Source organism: Candidatus Tisiphia endosymbiont of Nemotelus uliginosus, from assembly GCF_964264835.1.
Classification (GTDB): Bacteria; Pseudomonadota; Alphaproteobacteria; order Rickettsiales; family Rickettsiaceae; genus Tisiphia.
The window spans coordinates 126,253-145,573 of the sequence record NZ_OZ183485.1; the positions used below are offsets into that span (position 1 = coordinate 126,253).

Annotated in this window: 21 protein-coding genes and 1 pseudogene; 15 read left to right on the plus strand and 7 right to left on the minus strand. The window is 34.0% G+C overall.

The genetic code is table 11. The features are described from left to right. Window positions 1-800 precede the first annotated feature (800 nt). Window positions 801-2,225 carry a hypothetical protein gene (locus ACFELV_RS00585; protein ID WP_375326298.1) on the minus strand — a complete coding sequence of 475 codons (1,425 nt, stop codon included), beginning with the start codon at window positions 2,223-2,225 and terminating at the stop codon, window positions 801-803. A 279-nt stretch (window positions 2,226-2,504) separates the two neighbouring features. Further along, window positions 2,505-2,789, minus strand: coding sequence for a type IV secretory system conjugative DNA transfer family protein (locus ACFELV_RS00590; RefSeq protein ID WP_375326299.1), 285 nt, complete (start codon window positions 2,787-2,789; stop codon window positions 2,505-2,507). Window positions 2,790-2,994: 205 nt separating this feature from the next. Between ACFELV_RS00590 and ACFELV_RS00595 the strand changes: the two genes are divergently transcribed. The 7 genes from ACFELV_RS00595 to ACFELV_RS00625 all read left to right on the plus strand — a co-directional run bounded on the left by ACFELV_RS00595 (window position 2,995) and on the right by ACFELV_RS00625 (window position 7,177). Then, a complete protein-coding gene (locus ACFELV_RS00595) occupies window positions 2,995-3,267 on the plus strand; it encodes a DUF2061 domain-containing protein (RefSeq protein ID WP_375326300.1) in 273 nt (90 codons plus the stop codon). A 4-nt stretch (window positions 3,268-3,271) separates the two neighbouring features. Further along, on the plus strand, window positions 3,272-3,517 hold the full coding sequence (locus ACFELV_RS00600) for a hypothetical protein (protein WP_375326301.1): 246 nt from the start codon (window positions 3,272-3,274) through the stop codon (window positions 3,515-3,517). Next, window positions 3,508-3,735 (plus strand): hypothetical protein, encoded by a 228-nt coding sequence (locus tag ACFELV_RS00605; RefSeq protein ID WP_375326302.1) that lies wholly within the window; start codon window positions 3,508-3,510, stop codon window positions 3,733-3,735. Before ACFELV_RS00600 ends, ACFELV_RS00605 begins: the two co-directional genes overlap by 10 nt. 14 nt (window positions 3,736-3,749) lie before the next feature. After that, window positions 3,750-5,024, plus strand: coding sequence for a bifunctional sulfate adenylyltransferase/adenylylsulfate kinase (locus ACFELV_RS00610; protein ID WP_375326303.1), 1,275 nt, complete (start codon window positions 3,750-3,752; stop codon window positions 5,022-5,024). After that, complete coding sequence (locus ACFELV_RS00615; protein ID WP_375326304.1) at window positions 5,021-6,007, plus strand: hypothetical protein; 987 nt, start codon at window positions 5,021-5,023, stop codon at window positions 6,005-6,007. Before ACFELV_RS00610 ends, ACFELV_RS00615 begins: the two co-directional genes overlap by 4 nt. 559 nt (window positions 6,008-6,566) lie before the next feature. Continuing rightward, window positions 6,567-6,758: a hypothetical protein gene (locus ACFELV_RS00620; RefSeq protein ID WP_375326305.1), complete on the plus strand. Its 192-nt coding sequence runs from the start codon at window positions 6,567-6,569 to the stop codon at window positions 6,756-6,758. 38 nt (window positions 6,759-6,796) lie between these two features. After that, on the plus strand, window positions 6,797-7,177 hold the full coding sequence (locus ACFELV_RS00625) for a hypothetical protein (protein WP_375326306.1): 381 nt from the start codon (window positions 6,797-6,799) through the stop codon (window positions 7,175-7,177). A 335-nt stretch (window positions 7,178-7,512) separates the two neighbouring features. On the opposite strand, the gene ACFELV_RS00630 is transcribed toward ACFELV_RS00625, so the two are convergent. Next, window positions 7,513-8,013: a pyrimidine dimer DNA glycosylase/endonuclease V gene (locus ACFELV_RS00630; RefSeq protein WP_375326307.1), complete on the minus strand. Its 501-nt coding sequence runs from the start codon at window positions 8,011-8,013 to the stop codon at window positions 7,513-7,515. Window positions 8,014-8,153: 140 nt separating this feature from the next. On the opposite strand from ACFELV_RS00630, the gene ACFELV_RS00635 reads away from it, so the two are divergent. From ACFELV_RS00635 to ACFELV_RS00655, 4 genes are all read left to right on the plus strand, one after another. Further along, window positions 8,154-8,840, plus strand: coding sequence for a hypothetical protein (locus ACFELV_RS00635; RefSeq protein ID WP_375326308.1), 687 nt, complete (start codon window positions 8,154-8,156; stop codon window positions 8,838-8,840). A gap of 53 nt (window positions 8,841-8,893) precedes the next feature. Continuing rightward, on the plus strand, window positions 8,894-9,391 hold the full coding sequence (locus tag ACFELV_RS00640; protein ID WP_375326309.1) for a hypothetical protein: 498 nt from the start codon (window positions 8,894-8,896) through the stop codon (window positions 9,389-9,391). A gap of 26 nt (window positions 9,392-9,417) precedes the next feature. Beyond that, window positions 9,418-10,272: a M15 family metallopeptidase gene (locus tag ACFELV_RS00645; protein WP_375326310.1), complete on the plus strand. Its 855-nt coding sequence runs from the start codon at window positions 9,418-9,420 to the stop codon at window positions 10,270-10,272. A gap of 468 nt (window positions 10,273-10,740) precedes the next feature. After that, window positions 10,741-11,070, plus strand: coding sequence for a YaaA family protein (locus ACFELV_RS00655; protein ID WP_375326311.1), 330 nt, complete (start codon window positions 10,741-10,743; stop codon window positions 11,068-11,070). 138 nt (window positions 11,071-11,208) lie between these two features. Here ACFELV_RS00655 and ACFELV_RS00660 read toward each other — a convergent pair whose 3' ends face one another. Both ACFELV_RS00660 and ACFELV_RS00665 read right to left on the minus strand, forming a co-directional pair. Then, window positions 11,209-12,288 (minus strand): IS4 family transposase, encoded by a 1,080-nt coding sequence (locus tag ACFELV_RS00660; RefSeq protein WP_375326208.1) that lies wholly within the window; start codon window positions 12,286-12,288, stop codon window positions 11,209-11,211. 68 nt (window positions 12,289-12,356) lie between these two features. Continuing rightward, on the minus strand, window positions 12,357-12,731 hold the full coding sequence (locus ACFELV_RS00665) for a hypothetical protein (RefSeq protein ID WP_375326312.1): 375 nt from the start codon (window positions 12,729-12,731) through the stop codon (window positions 12,357-12,359). 223 nt (window positions 12,732-12,954) lie between these two features. Here ACFELV_RS00665 and ACFELV_RS00670 point away from each other — a divergent pair, with 223 nt between their 5' ends. The 4 genes from ACFELV_RS00670 to ACFELV_RS00685 all read left to right on the plus strand — a co-directional run bounded on the left by ACFELV_RS00670 (window position 12,955) and on the right by ACFELV_RS00685 (window position 17,858). Continuing rightward, the gene (locus tag ACFELV_RS00670) at window positions 12,955-14,808 is read left to right on the plus strand and encodes an ankyrin repeat domain-containing protein (protein WP_375326313.1); all 1,854 of its coding nucleotides are present in this window, start codon (window positions 12,955-12,957) and stop codon (window positions 14,806-14,808) included. Between the two features lie 60 nt (window positions 14,809-14,868). Further along, window positions 14,869-15,957, plus strand: a complete 1,089-nt coding sequence (locus tag ACFELV_RS00675; RefSeq protein ID WP_375326314.1) for an IS481 family transposase — start codon at window positions 14,869-14,871, stop codon at window positions 15,955-15,957. 197 nt (window positions 15,958-16,154) lie between these two features. Further along, a complete protein-coding gene (locus ACFELV_RS00680; protein ID WP_375326315.1) occupies window positions 16,155-16,298 on the plus strand; it encodes a hypothetical protein in 144 nt (47 codons plus the stop codon). Between the two features lie 819 nt (window positions 16,299-17,117). Beyond that, a complete protein-coding gene (locus ACFELV_RS00685; RefSeq protein ID WP_375326316.1) occupies window positions 17,118-17,858 on the plus strand; it encodes an IS630 family transposase in 741 nt (246 codons plus the stop codon). On the opposite strand, the pseudogene ACFELV_RS00690 reads toward ACFELV_RS00685, so the two are convergent. Together ACFELV_RS00690 and ACFELV_RS00695 are read right to left on the minus strand one after the other, a co-directional pair. Next, window positions 17,850-18,149, minus strand: a pseudogene (locus ACFELV_RS00690) (transposase); the annotation flags it as partial. The gene ACFELV_RS00685 and the pseudogene ACFELV_RS00690 sit on opposite strands and share 9 nt — an antisense overlap. Continuing rightward, window positions 18,150-19,229, minus strand: a complete 1,080-nt coding sequence (locus tag ACFELV_RS00695; protein WP_375326208.1) for an IS4 family transposase — start codon at window positions 19,227-19,229, stop codon at window positions 18,150-18,152. It lies immediately after the preceding pseudogene. Window positions 19,230-19,321: the final 92 nt, after the last annotated feature.

Consider the following 19,321-nt stretch of genomic DNA (forward strand, 5'->3'; position numbering starts at 1 on the left):
TGTAAGCATATGATTTGGTCATTGCCACCGAAATATTTACAAGTAAAGGATTTTAAGCAGTGTCTGATGATAGAAAAAATATCTACCTACACACAATATTGCATGCCTCAATACAAACCTGATAGCTGTTCTGTTGTCTCATGGAAACAACTAATAAAGTTGGATACGCCTAGATGTAAGACTTAAATTATTATTTTTGGTCATAATTAATAGGAAGTATAAAATAAGTATATAACGCTCGTTAATGGCAATGATTTTTTAATATAAGAAGTAGTCAAATAACGACGCCTAAAACCTTTTCCGGTTAGCTATATTTTTATAATAGAATTCAAGCCATGATAGAAAAAAAGAATGTTAGTACCGAAAAAGTCTAGCTATTAGATATAACATATCTATAGTAATTTTAAAACCAATAAATCTATCAATTGCTTGCAAACATTCTGCTGCATTATCTTTATTATAAACCATTGGAGACTTAATTATTATGATAATTTAGTTTATATATTTGAACATAAATTTCAATAAAATAAACTATAAACAGATATTCTAGCCCGAATGCTAACCTTATATTGATTTTGCACTATTTAAGTATTAACAATTTCTAGATCATAGCCGACAACACCTAAATTTATTTTTAGCTTATCTATATCAGTTTTATAGACGATAGATTCTTTAAGTGAAAAAAACCACTTGTAAAAATTAAATGCTAATGGCTGCATAATATCTCTAACCTGAGTGCTTTAATGCCAAATCCCCCCTCACTTACAAATGCGACAGAACCAACTTACCTAAATGGCACCTCATCGCTTATTCCCTGACTTACCACCTGATTGTGAGAGAGAATTCTTGTTGGTTGGTGAGGGAGTAGGTGGTGGTGTGGGGATGCTAAAGTTTTGCTCTGCGTAGGATAATTTTTTATTTAAATCTCCAAAAGTACGATTCTGCGCTTCCAAAGAAGAAGTGGGATTAGGGGTAACTGAAGGGTTGTTCACAACACTATTATTCCCTTGAGATAGTGCAGGTCCACGACTCGACTGTAGTTGAGGGGAGCCAGACTGTGGAAGATTTTCTCCTAATTTATGTTCTCCTGGCATTGGGTTATTTTTATACTCATCGTAGGCGAATTTTCCCACCCCCACACCTACGAGTGCACCAGCTAAAGGAACTGCTAATGGTGGTGCAAATATAGCGCACAGAACTACAGCTCCAACTGCACCTCCAGCTATCAACAAAGATCTTACCGGGTGTTCTTGAACAGTTCCCCAAATTCTTTTTCCGATATTTCCTAATCTTGTAAAAATGCCTGTAGTGGGTTTGTTAGTACTATAATTTATTTGGGGAATCTTATCTGTATCTTTAATTATTGGGCTAGGAGTGTTAATGAATCTGTTGTTATTAGAAGATATAGTCATATTCGATCCTAGATTTGCAGATGTACTAGGAATGTCAGGTGGATTTTGCATAGCTTTATTTGGTTGAAAACCAAGAGCGGTTAATCCGTCAGTTAATCCGTCTTCAATCAACTTTTGTATTTCTAGTGTGGAATTTTTTGCTCCTGCTACAAATACCTTAACCATTTGATTAACCATAGCCTGACTGGTTGTTACAAACCCCGGTCCTGGATTCGGATCAGGCTCTAATAAATTATATAGATTAGAAGATAATCGGTGTTTTATAGATACTATTTCCTCATTTGACATAGGACTATTATTATGCACTAGTTCATCTATCTCTCCTACTATTGCCCTAGTTTCTAGGGACTTTAGATTAGAAAAATTATTATCTGTCATTATTTTCATTATGTCCTTAAACATTTTGTTCTGCACACCCCATCTTGCAGCTTCTCCTTCCGGGAATTGATGCTGTTTGCTAATACCAATATTAGTTTGTCGTATCCCCCCATTTATTGCATTATTAATAAGTGCTTGACGTTCGGGGGTGATATATTCAGTTAGTTTACTAAAAATCCTTCCTAATTCTTGTGTTTTCTCGTCCTGCATCCTCATTCTACCATCCTGTGAGCAGTATTCATCAAAATCGTGACGCAATCCATTAGCTAAAATTTTATCTGTGTCACTAATAGGTTGAACATTATCTGCTATTTGTTCAATATCTTTTATTATTATCCCCTCCTCTCCCATTGAATAACCATTTTTTGTAGCAAAACTTGATATATCCTGACTTATTTCTTCTTTTCTCTTGTTATATAGTTCTTTATTGGACATTTCATTTTCCTTTTAAGTGTAGTTATTTTTTTATTGCAGTAATTACACGAATAAACGCTTTTTGGCGCACTTCTCCCTAGCATATATTTTATTTATCAACCAGCTCTTCCTGCTAAGTGATAGCCCAAATTCTGAGTGTAAGTCAGAATATTACCAAACTTACAATATTTCTGAAAAGATGCAGCATATTAAAAATTTGATTGTTAGTTAAGTTGCTACTGTAAAATAGTAGAAGATTTTATTATTTTTCTCAAGTAGTTAATTTTTTACTATATTGTATTAACTAATTTTTACAGCCAGCTCTTCATTATTGAGTGCAATAGCCAGCTGTACTTTAGAGGGTAGTTTTGTGCTTCTTGCAGCAATAGCTTGTAGTAGAGGAAATAAGGGGATCAATTTGTTCATGAAGAAATGATCATTAAAATACAAAGCTTGTTGACATTTAATGGGATGCTCGCCATTAATGAGCAATATTTCTGGTTCAAATGGCATAATCTTAAGTTTTTGTGGTAGCATTAAAGGACGTTTAGTCTCGCTTTGAGAGACGCTATTTATTTGAGGCATAGTCTTGCCTTATTACTTATACCTTATTTCCTATATAATTTCACTACCCAAATCATTTATGCTATATCAGAACCTTGACATAGATAGTGTTAATTTTACTACGATATATACTAAATATTACTTAATATTTTTTAATATATATCAAATTAATCTGTAGATGTTTTGAGTTAGATTATCATTAATATTTTGAATATTAACTAATATTATGCAGGAGCCTCATAAAAGTAGCATTATTAAAGCGACAACCTGGCGTATGACAGGCACGTTTGGCACTTTTGTGATTTCGTTTTTAGTGAACGGCGAAGTAACATTTGCTATTACTATCAGCCTATCGGAAATAGTAACCAAAATTTGCCTATATTATTTTCATGAACATGTATGGAATAAAATTAGTTGGAAACAAAATATTCTTCTTGCTCACACTAGTACCAATCTATTGAATAAAAAATATTACCCTTTATTTAATCACAAGGAATAACAGTGTGGTCAAAAAAGATTTTAGGTTTAATACAGGATTAATCGGACCTTATGGAGGGATACTATGTGAACGTTATATTACAAATATAGAAAATATTGACTATCAATCAAGACTACCTACTAGCCATTCACATATTCTAACCCAGCGTCAGTCATGTGATTTAGAACTATTGCTCAATGGGGGATTCTCTCCTTTAACAGGATTTATGAATAGTCTGATTACGAAACAACAATCACTGAGATGCGCTTAGCTAATGGCACTTTATGGTCTGTCCCTATTACCTTAGATGTGAATTTATCATTTGCTGCTAAGCTGCAATTAGAGGATGAAATTATATTAAGAAATTCTGAAAATATACCATTAGCTATACTCAAAATTAATGATATATGGAAACCGAATAAGTTAGTGGAAGCATTTAAGGTATTTGGCACAATTGATGACACTCATCCAGGAGTCGCTATTTACTGAATGTTACAGAAGAAGTGTATATCGGGGGAGAAGTATTTGGCTTAGCATTACCAACCTATCATGATTTTACTCATCTGCGCCATACCCCGCAAGAACTACGTGCGTTATTTAATGAACTGGGGTGGACCCAAATAGTGGGGTTTCAAACACGCAATCCTATGCATAGAGCGCATTACGAATTAACGCTAAGAGCAGCGCAAGATCATAATGTCAATTTACTGCTCCATCCATCTGTCGGAATAACTAAACCAAGAGATGTGGATCATTATACTCGTGTTCGTTGTTATGAAAAATTACTTACTCGCTACCCACTAAATAGTACCTATTTAAGCTTACTGCCACTTGCTATGAGAATGGCAGGACCAAGAGAAGCTCTTTGGCACGCTATTATTAGAAGAAATTATGGTTGTAGCCATTTTATTGTAGGGCGTGACCATGCAGGCCCTGGTAAGAATGCGGCAGGGCAAGATTTTTATGATACATATGCCGCCCAAGAGTTAGTACAACAACACCAAGGTGAATTAGGTATTACCATAATCCCGTTCCAAGAAATGGTGTATGTACGTTCTAAAACTAAATATTATCCTATTGATCAGGTAGAAGATAAGCAAGAGATCCTTAATATTTCTGGTACTGAACTTAGAAAACATCTCCACGCAGGTCAGGAAATACCAAAATGGTTTTCATTTCCTGAGGTAATATCCGAATTATATAGAACATATTTACCAAGATCACAACAGGGCTTGACAATATTTTTTACTGGCTTGTCAGGGGCTGGTAAGTCTACTTTAGCTAATATTTTATTACACAAGTTGATGGAAATAGGAGGAAGGTCTATTACCTTATTAGATGGAGATTTAGTGAGGCAAAATTTATCAAGTGAATTAGGATTTTCAAAAGAGCATCGGGATATTAATATTTTACGTATTGGTTACGTCGCTAGTGAAATTACCAAACATCGAGGCATTGCGATTTGCGCACCAATAGCCCCGTACGCAGCAGCACGCTGTAAGGTGCGAGAAATGGTATCAGAAGTTGGCAATTTTATTGAAGTGTATGTTAACACTTCTTTACAAACTTGTGAACGGCGGGATTATAAAGGGCTTTACGCTCAAGCAAGGCGTGGCCTGATTCCAGAATTTACAGGAGTTAGTGACCCTTATGAAGTTCCTACAGATGCTGAATTAGTAATTTCTACTGAAAATACTGATATTAAAGATAATGTAGATCTTATCTTAGATTATTTAGAAAAAGCAGGTTTTATCAATACAAAATATAGCATTATATGAGTCAAAAAACACCGTATCATTGTTTCTTTAACGGAGATGCAGATGGCATTGCTGCAGTGGTACAGTTTATTCATAGTGGTTTTATTATTGATAATTTTTTTACTGGCCATAAAAGAGATCAAACTTTATTACGTCATGGCGAAACATTGTGGAACGCAAAGATTTTAGCTTGTGATATAGAGTTGGCTAAGAATATGGATAGCGTAAAGAAAATGCTAGATAATAAGTGTGAGATGTGCTGGTTTGATCATCATGGTAACGGAGAAGAAAAATTATTATTGGAATATCCAAATTTTACCTCAAATATAGATATTGCTGCTAATACTAATACTGCTCTAATAGTATACAAGCTTCTTAATAAACCAGAGCTACTCAAATGGGCTATTGTTGGATTATTTGGAGATAATATAGATGGTGCAGCATTACATTATTGCCAATGCCTTAATTTATCTCAAGAAGAAATTTCAATCCTGACTAATATAGGCAAGTTGATAAATTATAACTCTTACGGTGAAAGTTTCAATGATTTAATCATTGACCCCATTGCCATACTTCATAAAGCAAAAGAATTTAAGGATCCTATCACATTTTTTCAACAAACAGATATAGGAGAACGTTTAGCGCAATGCGCTAGAGAAGATTTAAAATTAGGTCTTAGTTATTGTGAGGAAAATAGTCAAGAAAATTATATTATCCTTTTACCTAACCTCCCATGGGCTAGAAGAGTATATGGGACCTTAGGTAATTATTTAGTAAAGCAATACAAGACTAAGCCAGTTGCGATTTTAGTAGATATTGGAGCAGATCATTATCTTGTCTCAGTCAGAGCGCCATTAGATCAACCAACGGGCGCTGGCGACCTTTGTCGCTTATTCCCTTCAGGAGGCGGCAGAGCTGGCGCAGGCGGAATTAATAAATTGTATAAAAATTCTCTAGAACAATTTTTAGAATCTTTTCAAACACATTGGATGGGCATGAGGTAACTATAGTAAGGAGATTCATGAGATAAAATGCAGGGCTAAGAATTGGCGTAACCATTATTAAACCGGGTAATCCCCCTGTTGTAGGGTGTCTGGTTGAGTTAATCTTTTTGACCCGCAACATATGGCATAAATCGTTAAGGTGCTGACACTATATGTATCTCCAAGTGTGCATATCTATTATGCCTTTGGTATGTTACCTTGTTTGTATCCTACTGATCTAAGCTATAGCTCATGGTTTACATTTATTAATGTAAATAATGCCCACGTAACCTCAATAATAAATTCCAGTTCTACCTAAGTAAGGGCCGAATGGATACGAAGATTAAGGCAAGGAAAGAAGCATACCCTAAAATCAGCACAGGGGTTTAAGCAATATAAAATTTGAGGTGGTATTTTAATGACTTTAAATTATATTTTTATCTTGCTATACCATCTTATTTTCCTTCAAATAACAGGTGTAACAAAAGCAAAATAATATATCGATCTCACTAAGTTAATATCATCCAATGAGCAGAGAGATGATAATAGAAAGGAAGAGATAGCAGCGAATTATGAATAAGTGAGTAATGTCGAGAATAAAATAATATTAATTGCTGGTAAGCCACTAGAATTAGAAAGAATGCTCAAATACAAGATATATTTTGACCAATTTGGCACACTAACTAGCAAGTTTGGTATCAAGTTTGCCCCGGCTATAGTAGAGCAAGAGAGTAGGGCACTAAAAATAGTAGAAATTTGTATAAATGAATAGTAGAAAAGGATGGCAATTAATTAAATAATCGAGCAATAATGACCATAGATAATAAAGAAAATAAATTAGCAGAAAATTTACAGATAAAAATTCATTATAGAACAATATTAGAGGATATTTTATCTGATTTTGCCAAAAAAGAGAAAATACTCAATTTATTACAGGTAATTGATAGGGTAACACAAGATACTGAGCAACATGCCGATGAAAGAATTTTAATAAGATTATTGTTGAGTCATGTGGATAGCTGGCAGGAAATACAAAGACAATATCCCCTAGAAGACCTTCGTTGGGCAGCAGAAATAGTGGAGGTTTTTGAGGGTGTTGAGAAAGAGCTTAATAATAATCCTATGATGCGGACAGTAATAGGGCAATTAAGTGGTAGTATAATATTTCCTAATGATGATCAATTAGGGTAGAGATAATTATAAAGATTATGTAGCAAAACTATTGTAATGATAAATAATAGGATTGTTTTGTTCCCTTGTTGCAAATCTTGGGAGTACTTGGGACCAAATGATAAACATCATGATACGCCTTTTTCAGTAAACGCCAGCGTTACATGTTCTGGGAGATTTGTCAATCCTATTTCTGGTGTTTTTTCAATGGGCCTCTATCTGAATCTTATAAAAATTCTTTAGAAGAAAAAAAGAATGGCAACATATTTGCTAGCCTCACGGTGATTTTTTTGGCTAGAATTTTTTGTTAATGAAAACCACCGTTTTTCGAGATACGGATCTCTCCTTATGGACCATTATTTATACCAAATGGGTGCAGATCTATTAGTCCATTTAGGTTTTACTTGATCATATTGCCACTTCGTCGTAAGATACTTTTGGTAGGCCTCATGTATATCTGTAATATTAGTAAAATCAACTTGTAATGTTTTGGATTTAGTACAATTCGGAAAAGGTGTTATTTTGCTACTATGAGGAAGGTATTTACTGTACTCTGCTAAAATAAGTACTAGCTGTGCAGTTTTATGCTTTTTATTATAGCGGAAAGTATATTCAGAGCAAAGAGATTGAAAATGCTCAAAAAGCCAATTCCAATTAGTTCTGTTTAAAGAAGCCCAAATAGTACACGGATGTTTTTGGTGAGTTGGTTTATATATATCATGGTGCACGATATTACTATTTAGGAATATTGCGGTGCTTAGTAATTGTGCCGATTCAAGAACCATTTTAATTAGACGCTTATCATCTAAATTATATGCTGATATTATCGGGCAAATATTAGTAGCAAAAATATTCATATTGTTTCATAATGTTTACGATGTTAACTTGATAACCATACTAAAATAAAAAAATTATAACAAAGTGCGTAATAGATACTATCTAGTTAATGTTAGTAAGATACAAGGAATACTAAACCTAAAATTTATAGGAGGAAGTAATGTTTGAGGTAAATACAAGACAAATTGCTCATATAGTAGCACAAGCTAGAGCAAAACAATTGGCAACAAAATCTACTCAGGATAAATTATCGAAAATTATTATTGAATATCGTCAAGATCACCCTGATATTTCTGATAGGGAACTAGTGCAGCAATTTTCACAAAATATTTCTACACGCTGCGAAACTAGTAAATCAATAAATGAGTACTTAAAAGGTCCAGGGTTAAATCAGATAGGATATCCTATAAAATCTAATAAAACTCCTCTGCAACTTAATATGGCTAAAGGATGGATTGATGATCAAGGGGAAGGGCTAATAACACAAATAACAACAGGTAAATTCTATCATAAACTATCTAATGTAGTTCATCCTGCTGAACTACCAGCTTTACAATCACCGAGCACTACGGAGTATTGGGGCAACGAAAATCCTTCAGTTAGTTCAGTATTGCTTGCTGATATTGTTTCTAGCTGTAATAGGAAGCAAGATAACTTAACTGGAGCTGCCACGTTTTTTCCTTTTTTGGATAGTAGATATGAATTACCTGATCATCTTGTCTCTACCTCCTATTCTTTTGCTACCAAAAAGGGTATGACACTTTTTGGTGATTATCAATATGGAGCACACCGTTATTTTGCTGAGCAATTAGTATTTGGTCCTGAAGATTTTGTTCTACTGCAGTAGGTAAAGCAAGCTATCTGACTACTACTCAAATTAAAGGTATAAATACTGTTGACATGCAGGGAGCGTATGAAGCGAGTAGAGCAGCAGGGGGAATGCCAGACCCTATATATCTCTATAAAGCGATCACCTGTTTAAGCGGTGATATTCAGGATAGTCAGTTGAGATTAATTCAAGAAGGAGATATTTATCTTGTAAAAGGCCATACCGCTTTTATTGTCACTAAACCTGATGGTAGGAGCCAAGTTACTACTGTACAGTTTAATAGAGATATAGACTCTCTCAAAAATAAAATATTAGGGGGAGGTACATATGATTACAACTTACGTGATAAAGCTGAAAAAATAAACACTGGTATTTATATTTTACGTCCTACTGCTGTAGAACCTCTACATGAATCTTGTTCCTTAAGTGAATTGCTGAATCGCATTGACACTAAATATACAACTCTTTTTCCTGATGGGCCTACAAATATTTCAGGAGATTGCAGAGTATTTCTTGAAGACAATACAATTGCTACATTAGGAGAAACTGATAATTGTTCTATTCTATAAATTAATATTATAGGGAAAATATAAATATGGCTAAACATGATATTTTTAAAAAAGCTTATTCAGAACATATAATTGATATTACCGAAACTCAGATTATTTGGAGAGATGGTACTAAAATGCCAGTGAATATTACAGAAAGTAAGCTACTAGTTCCTTTCAGTAAAATTGAGCAGAGAAATTATCAGGAAAAATTAAATGATCCTGTTATTCTTGATCAAATCTCTATAGCATATATCCCCGGACAGGAAGGTATAATTAAAGCTCAAACTGTAGTGGATTATGATCCGGGTAGGATTCGTTATATGCCATTTTTTAAAAAGATGTATGGCACAAACAGAGAAGAAGTAAAAAATAATTTAGTTGAAGTTAAATGGTTACCAAACGTTTTGAAAAGCAAGTGTGAGGATGATGCTTCTATAAAATTAGAGGTAACAAAAATAAATAATGTTGTAAATAAAATAGAATCTATCTCTTCTAAATTAGAAGCTGTGTTAACAGATGAGCAAATAAAACAATATCTGGATAATCCTGGAGGAACATTTTGTTGGAGAGAGATTGCTGGCACTAATAGGCTTAGTGCTCATTCATTTGGGATGACTATAGGTATTAGTGCGGAATCCAATTATTGGTTATGGGATTATCAAAAAGAACATAATCTGGATAGTATTAAGGTAGATGTAAGAGAAGAAGATATAGATGCTAATTCTTTTCCTTCTTACAGAAATACAATAAATACAATCCCTGAAACTATTATTCAAACTATTATTCAAACTTTTAATGAAGAAGGTTTTATATGGGGAGGGCATTGGTATCATTATGACACAATGCATTTTGAATATCGTCCCGAATTACTACCAAATTTAATAGGAGAACATTCTTAAAAGTGTCTATTGAATAAACTTTAGTCTTATCAAGCATTGCCAAGAAACAGTTAATTTAGTGATATAAAGATTCAAAAGTATCTCCTTGTTATTGCTCCTAATCAACTGTTTTCGAATTATGCAGAAAGTCTAATAGGGATTATATAATAGACTTCTTTCCAAACTCGCTTCTGGTAGGGAATTTGAAGAAGACTCTTCGCTTCAAACCGCAACATACTTAAATGTACGTGAGGATTTGAGCACCGAATCGACGTACAAATTACCAGCAGAAGCGAGTTTGGAAAGAAGTCGAATATTTCTGCTCCTTTAAGATAAATCGTCATGCTCAGTATTATTTCTCCATCAAAGTCTCAGAATTTCCTGCATGCAACAATTAGCACACCAGCAACACAATATTATTTTACTAAGAAAACTCATCATTTATTACAAATATGTAAAGATTTATCTAAAAATCAGATTAAGTAATTAATGAAGATGAGTGATAAAATTGCTGAACTTAATTATGAGCGATTCCAGAATTTTGACAACCAGGTTTCTAAGCAAGCGGTACTCGCTTATACTGGAGATGTTTATCAAAACATTGATAAACAAAATTTTACTCAAGAACAAATTAACTTTTCACAAGATCATTTACTGATTATCTCAGGATTATATGGAGTACTTAAACCTCTAGATTTAATTAAGCCTTATCGCTTAGAAATGTCAGTAACCTTACCAGATTTAGAGAAATTAGCAAATTTTTGGCAGGATCAGGTGACTACTTATATCAATCAAATATTAGTAACCCACTCAAGTTAAATATCTTATCAATTTAGCCTCCAATGAGTATGCTGTTGCCATAAATCAGCATAATTTGCAATATCCTATAATTAATATCCATTTTAAAGAAGAAAGAAATAATATTTTATTATTATCATTAACCATAGTACCCCACACTTATTGTTGAAGTTGAAAGGCATGCATAATGTGTTTTCGTAGTAATGAAAACAACATAGCAGGGGTATCACTTAACGAGTTATAAAAATAATCTTTTATCCAATCAAATCCGTAAGTAAATAATGAGTATAATTTACGACCATGTTTTTTGATCTTTATAGGATAAATTTTGTTCTTAATGTCACCAGCAAGCACGCAAATAGCTAAGGATAAAGATACTATTGCAAATAGTTTTTCCAGCTTTTTTTGATCTGTAATGTGGGTATCTTCAATATTAAATCCAGATGACTTGAGAGACAGAAAAGGTCGCTCAATGCTCCACCTCTGCTTATATGCTAGCAAAGCACATTCACCAATAAGCACATTACTAGCAATAAATAGTTGCTCTCTTTCTAATTGCAAACAAGTTATTTTAATTGCCATACCATTGTAAATTTTGCTTTCTATAGTTTTAGTGTCACCCATTTGCATATCGGCAAAACATTTATTCAACTTCATCTTGCCACCGTTGAAATGCTTGACCTTCTCACTTTTTCTTAGCCTGATAGCAAAAGGTAATTTTTGGATTCCACCCATATATTGCAACCATTCCTCACCAACAAATTCCCGATCGGCAAGGATAAGCTCTATCATTTCCTTAGGTATAATTGTTAAAATTTGCTCAATCAATTTCTTTCTTTCATTAGTAGAAGAGTTGCCTTTTTTATCAAGTAACAACCATGCTATAGGAATTGAAATATTACCATAAACGATAGTTGCAACAAAAAAATTCAAATTTTTAATACCAAATTGCCAGCTGGTTCTATCTATGGCAAGGCTAATTTTACCTGTTAGACAGAGCAATTTAACAATAATTTTCCCTAAACTTATAAAGCACATATTTTGTTCTAAAAGCAAACGCTCAACTTTAACAATCTTGGCATGCAAATTGCCTTTAGAAGCGACATACAGTGCTAATTCTTTGATTCTCACAGTTTTAGCTTTTACTACTGCACAAATTAATTCTGCAAATGTTTTAATTCGTGCTGGGTGCCAATCTAAAAATATGTATAATATTTGGTATAGTGATTGAGAGTCCATTAATACCTCCTGTTGCTTGTTTCTCAGCGGAGATTAGTGACTCTCAGTCACTTATTCAATTTATTATTTTAACCCTCCTGTAAAATCTGTGGGGTACTATGACTTTCTTCACCTAAAGCATTTTGGTCTTTTTGATGGATAAAAGTCTCTTCAAAGGCCTCCCATAAACCTCTCCACCCTGCAGCATGCTGATTTAAATGGCTTATGATGACACTTGAACTTATAGGCTGAAAAGCCGGTACGTCTATTTCTATTTCTCCATAGAGTTCAACTAGAGTTTTATATTCTTCAGTTTTCTTAAATCCTTTAACAAGACGCATTAATTCTTGTAAATTAGCTGCTTTATAGCCATATTCCTTGGCTTTTTCTTCGATCTCATTATTCTTATAACTACTTAGGGCTTGTAATTCAACCTTACTATTAACACCTTGTTCTTTGGGCATTGCACCTACTCCAAAATTTAGTTGTGGTACTTATTCCATAATTAACATCAGTCAATTACATAATTTTACTCTTCCTAAAGAAATCTTAACATTTTTTAGAAATATAGGATATTATATATTAATAGATATAAAGTTTTTCGTAAAACATAATTAGATAATTGACTATATGTGTTAACATAAATTAAAGCGGTGAGAATTATTAATTTTGTAGTGGACGGGTTATATGAAAGAGGCCGGGTATAGGAATGTGACATCATCACAGCTTGTAAGCAAGCCAAAAGATTTGACGTTTTTTGAGAAACTTCAACAGCAAAGTATGATTGATAGCCAAGAGCTAAAGATATTAAACTCTACAAAAATATCAGATAATTCTCAGTTTTTACATTGCGTTATTGAAAATAAATTAAGTACATTATTAAAAAAGTGCATTGATGCTGGCATAATTGATTCTATAAAGAAGGAAGAATTAGAGTTAATATATAAAATTTTAATAAAAGATGAAGATGGAATTTCTCAATCAATAAAGCTAAAGCCAGATCAGAGTCTTAGTCGTGAGGCCTCTGAAATGTTATTAAATTTACACAATAAAGATAAGAAGGCGTTTGATTTACATTCAATTCTTCCAATAATGGATAAAGATGCGGACGATAAAGAGAATAATACTATGTTACACTTTGCAGCCAGTGCAGGACTTATTGATTTAGTAAACACTTTAATGAACAGTGGACTTGATCCGAATATTGTGAATAGTAGGGAACGCACTCCTTTACATTCTGCAGCGCGTGCTGGAAATAATGAGGTAATAAGAAGATTACTAGAGAAAAATGCTTCTATAAATGCTCAAGATGAGGAAGGGATGGCTCCTTTACATTTAGCTGCTTTGGCAGGTCATATTGATACGGTAAAAGAATTAGTGGAGCTTGGAGCTGATAAAGATATTACAACTCAAGATGGCTCTACTGCTTCAGCCCTGGCAGAAAGTAAGGGATATAACGATATAGCATGGACATTAACGCTGGGTGGTGGTGATGTAGGTGATGTTCCTACTACTTTAACGTTGCGAGAACCTCAGGAAGATGTGGGGACAGTACAAGCGTTAGATCAACCGCCTGCTAGTATAAGTGCTAGACGCCAAAAAGGTATTAATATTCCGGGTACATCAGCAAATCAAGCATATACTCCAACAATCAAAGTATTAGCGCAATCTAAGGCTGAGCTAGGTTTACATGAAGCCGCAAGGGCAGGCAATATTAGTCTGTTAACAAAAAGTCTTGCTGAAGGTATTAATGTAGATCATCAAAACAGCATAGGCAATACTGCTTTACATGCGGCTCATCACTCGACCCCTTCTATAACTGACAAATTAATTACTAAGGACGCTTCTTTAGATATTAAAAATACCAAGGGGCGAACCGCACTAGAGGCAATAATACAGAAAGGTCATCAAAAGACGGTAGCGAAAAGCTTAATGCAGTATATAAAGGACGCACCTAGCTCCCAAGCAAAACTTGCAAGGTGCAAGAAAAAAATAGAGGAGTTGCGGTCAGGACAACATAGTAAGAATCGGGAAGTACGGCAGTTTGTGCGCAATATCTTGCCAACATTTGGAAAAGTACAGCAGCGACTTGAAATAGATCCAGACTATATTCCTCCAATACCAGTGCAACCTAAGGATAAGCTAACTTTATATTTAGCCGCAAAGAGAGGCAATATTAGTCAGTTAAAAGACCGACTTGCTGAAGGTAGTAATGTAGATGATCAAAATAGCCAAGGCAATACTGCTTTACATGTGGTTCATAAAAGAAGACTTACTATAACTGACGAATTAATTACTAAGGGCGCTTCTTTAGATATTAAAAATACCCAGGGGCGAACCGCACTAGAGGCAATAATACAGAAAGGTCATCAAAAGACGGTAGCGAAAAGCTTAATTCAGTATATAAAGGGCGCACCTAGCCACGAAGAAAGACTTGTAAGGTGCGAGAAAACAATAAAGGAGTTGCAGCCAGGACAACATAGTCAGGTTAATCGGGAAGTGCAGCAGTTTGTGGGCGATATCTCGCCAATATTTAAATGAAGTAGTTGAGATTTAATCTTACATTTAGTAAAATAAACAAATTATTAAATGGAGATTAAAATGAATTTAAATCAGAAAATAATAAGACCAAAAATAGGATTACTTGAACTAGCAAAAAGCTTAGGAAATGTATCTAGTGCATGTAAGACAATGGGGTATAGCAGAGATAGTTATTATAGATTCAAGGAATTATATGAGAATGGTGGCGATGAAGCCTTGTATGAAATAAGCCGTAAGAAACCCATATTGGCTAATAGAGTTGATCCTATTGTAGAGAAAGCGGTATTAGACATGGCAATAGAGTACCCCGCTTATGGTCAACTTCGTGTATCGAACGAATTAAAAAAAGATGGGATTTTAGTATCTCCCGGCGGCATTAGATCTATCTGGCTTAGGAACGATCTCAATAATCTTAAGAAACGGCTAGTAGCTTTAGAAACTAAAATGGCTCAGGATGGCATTATACTTACGGAAGCTCAATTACGTGTCTTGGAGAATCGTAAGAATCTTAAAGAGGCACATGGGGAAATAGAGACAGAACATCCAGGCTATCTTGGTTGTCAAGATGTTTACTATGTTGGCAACTTTAAAGGAATAGGTAAGGTTTATGGTCAAACTTTTATCGATAGCTATTCCAGGGTGACGGATGCCAAATTATACACAGACAAAACAGCTATAACCTCTGCTGATATGTTAAATGATAGAGTTCTACCTTGGTACGAAGAACAAGGTATTCCTATACTACGTATATTAACTGATCGTGGTACTGAATATAAAGGAAATATAGAACATCATGCCTTTGAATTGTTTTTAAGTATTGAAGGAATAGAACACACCGTTACAAAAGCATATTCCCCTCAAACTAACGGGATATGTGAGAGGTTTCATAAAACCATGAAAAATGAGTTTTATGATACTGCAATGCGTAAAAAGATTTACAATTCACTTTTTGAATTGCAAAAAGATCTTGATACCTGGTTACGTTATTATAATAACGAACGTCCTCATTCTGGTAAGTATTGTTATGGTAAAACGCCTATGCAAACCTTTAAAGATAGTAAAAAATTAGCGTTTGAAAAAAATAATGAGATCTTGTATCTTGAACACTTATCTGACAGTCAAAATTTATCTGACAATCTAATAAGTTAATTTATGGGGTCTGTAAGATCAAATCTTGACTTCTACAATTTAAAACAGTATATCAGGAACTTGTAAAAAATCCAACTTACATTCCCACACTACCAATAGAAACCAAAGTAGATAAAACTCGTAAGAAGTATCCCCCTGCTAGCTCAGCTAGTGCTAATGCTTATGTTATTCCTAATACAACATTATCTCTTCCGCCAATGCAAAAAGAGCAATTAAGGCAAATAGGTGCAACCCTTAAAAGGTATCATACTGACACCCCTGCCACTTCTGCTAATACTGAGTTTGATTCTAGCATGACTCCCAGTTCTAGTAAAAAACCTAAAAGCACTATGGAAAGATAGTGGAACTGTATAAATTAACTCTCTATTAATACATTAGACTTCTTTTAGAGCTCGCTTCTGGTAGGGAATTTGCAGAAGGCTCCTCGCTTCAAACCGTAGTGTACGGCAGTAGTAGTGAGGATTGGAGCCTAGATTCATTTTATCCAAATTACCCATCGCCAGTAGAGTTTCGAAAGAAGTCTAATTAATCCAAAAACGTGAAGACATTGTTCGGGAAATAGAGAATCATGACATAGCTGACGATAAATTCTCAAAATGTCTTGTAAACCTAGTAGAGCTAACCTCCGGGGCTGGAGAAGACTTCAAAGGTTCGACTGCCACAAAAAAACGTAAATTGCTAAATTTGCTATTTTCGAACCTGAAATTAAAAGACGGGAAGCTGAACTTGATGCTACGTCCCTAATTCGATGCATTCGTAAAATGTACTAAACTAGCAGAATGGTGCGCCCTAGTGGATGATTATCGAACCTCTGATCAATCTTTTAAAGATAATATGGCTCTCTATTTTTATATTAAACAAAATTATAATGATAGGTCAACAATATGTTGACAAAAGTCAATTAAATTACACTATAAATAATTCTTATTGTATTTTACCATGGGCTATAAGTTAAGCTTTTCTAACACTGCATTAAAAAATTTGTTCAAGATTTCTGCAAATAAAAAGAGTATACTGCTAGTATGGCATAAATCGTTAAGGTGCTGACACTATATGTATCTCCAAGTGTGCATATCTATTATGCCTTTGGTATGTTACCTTGTTTGTATCCTACTGATCTAAGCTATAAATGAAGGATTGAAAGAAGTTAGAATAAAGTTATGAGGAATATTTTAACATCTGAGCAGCGAGTATCACTGAAATCACGTCATGGTAATGAGCGAGATAGAAGAGTGTGCGATCGAATTAAGGCAGTTTTGCTGTATGATAAAGGTTGGAGCTATGAAGAAATAGCGGAAGCATTATCATTAAGTGAAGAAGCGATAAGAAAACACTTAAGAGATTATCAAAAATTTAATAAATTAGAGACAGCTAACGGCGGTAGCACAAGCAAATTAAGTACTTTGGCAGAAAAAGAATTAATAGAACATTTAGAAGTGTGTAATTATGTTTATGCAAAAGATATCAGCAATTACATAGAAGGAAAATACGGTGTTACCTATACAATAGCAGGAGTAACAAAGCTATTGAGCAGATTAGATTTTGTATATAAAAAGCCCAAGATTGTGCCAGGCAGACTTGATGTAGATAAGCAAGAATTATTTAAGTTAGAATATAGTTTGTTAAAAGGGAATCTTCAGGCTAAAGAAGCTATATATTTTATGGATAGTGTGCATCCTCAGTATCAAACAAAAGCACGTTGTGGTTGGATAAGAAAGAATCAAGATAAAACTTTACCAACATTTAGTGGTTGGAAAAGGAAGCATGTAATAGGGGCGATTAATTTAACTGATTTACAATTAGTTAGCACAGATAATCCTAAGGTAAATGGTGATTATATCATCAATTTTCTACAAAAATTAGAATTAGAACATCCTAGGTTGTGTGCACCTTTATCTTAGCCACAGGATCAGGGAAGCAAAAGCAATAAAGCCCATGAAGGAAGAAGCTTTTTTATCAAATATTTCAAAGTTATTAGCAATTTTTCTAATTTTATTTTTAATCTTAAACCAATAATGCTCTATAGAATTAAGATCAGGGCTATAAGTAGGTAAGAATAAGATACTTGCACCTCTTGATTCAATTAACTCCTTGACCTTAGAAGTTTTATGAAAGTTAATATTATCCATAACCACTATTTGCCCAGGCTTTAATTCTTTAATTAATATATCTCTAACCATAGTACCCCACACTTATTGTTGAAGTTGAAAGGCATGCATAATGTGTTTTCGTAGTAATGAAAACAACATAGCAGGGGTATCACTTAACGAGTTATAAAAATAATCTTTTATCCAATCAAATCCGTAAGTAAATAATGAGTATAATTTACGACCATGTTTTTTGATCTTTATAGGATAAATTTTGTTCTTAATGTCACCAGCAAGCACGCAAATAGCTAAGGATAAAGATACTATTGCAAATAGTTTTTCCAGCTTTTTTTGATCTGTAATGTGGGTATCTTCAATATTAAATCCAGATGACTTGAGAGACAGAAAAGGTCGCTCAATGCTCCACCTCTGCTTATATGCTAGCAAAGCACATTCACCAATAAGCACATTACTAGCAATAAATAGTTGCTCTCTTTCTAATTGCAAACAAGTTATTTTAATTGCCATACCATTGTAAATTTTGCTTTCTATAGTTTTAGTGTCACCCATTTGCATATCGGCAAAACATTTATTCAACTTCATCTTGCCACCGTTGAAATGCTTGACCTTCTCACTTTTTCTTAGCCTGATAGCAAAAGGTAATTTTTGGATTCCACCCATATATTGCAACCATTCCTCACCAACAAATTCCCGATCGGCAAGGATAAGCTCTATCATTTCCTTAGGTATAATTGTTAAAATTTGCTCAATCAATTTCTTTCTTTCATTAGTAGAAGAGTTGCCTTTTTTATCAAGTAACAACCATGCTATAGGAATTGAAATATTACCATAAACGATAGTTGCAACAAAAAAATTCAAATTTTTAATACCAAATTGCCAGCTGGTTCTATCTATGGCAAGGCTAATTTTACCTGTTAGACAGAGCAATTTAACAATAATTTTCCCTAAACTTATAAAGCACATATTTTGTTCTAAAAGCAAACGCTCAACTTTAACAATCTTGGCATGCAAATTGCCTTTAGAAGCGACATACAGTGCTAATTCTTTGATTCTCACAGTTTTAGCTTTTACTACTGCACAAATTAATTCTGCAAATGTTTTAATTCGTGCTGGGTGCCAATCTAAAAATATGTATAATATTTGGTATAGTGATTGAGAGTCCATTAATACCTCCTGTTGCTTGTTTCTCAGCGGAGATTAGTGACTCTCAGTCACTTATTCAATTTATTATTTTAACCCTCCTGTAAAATCTGTGG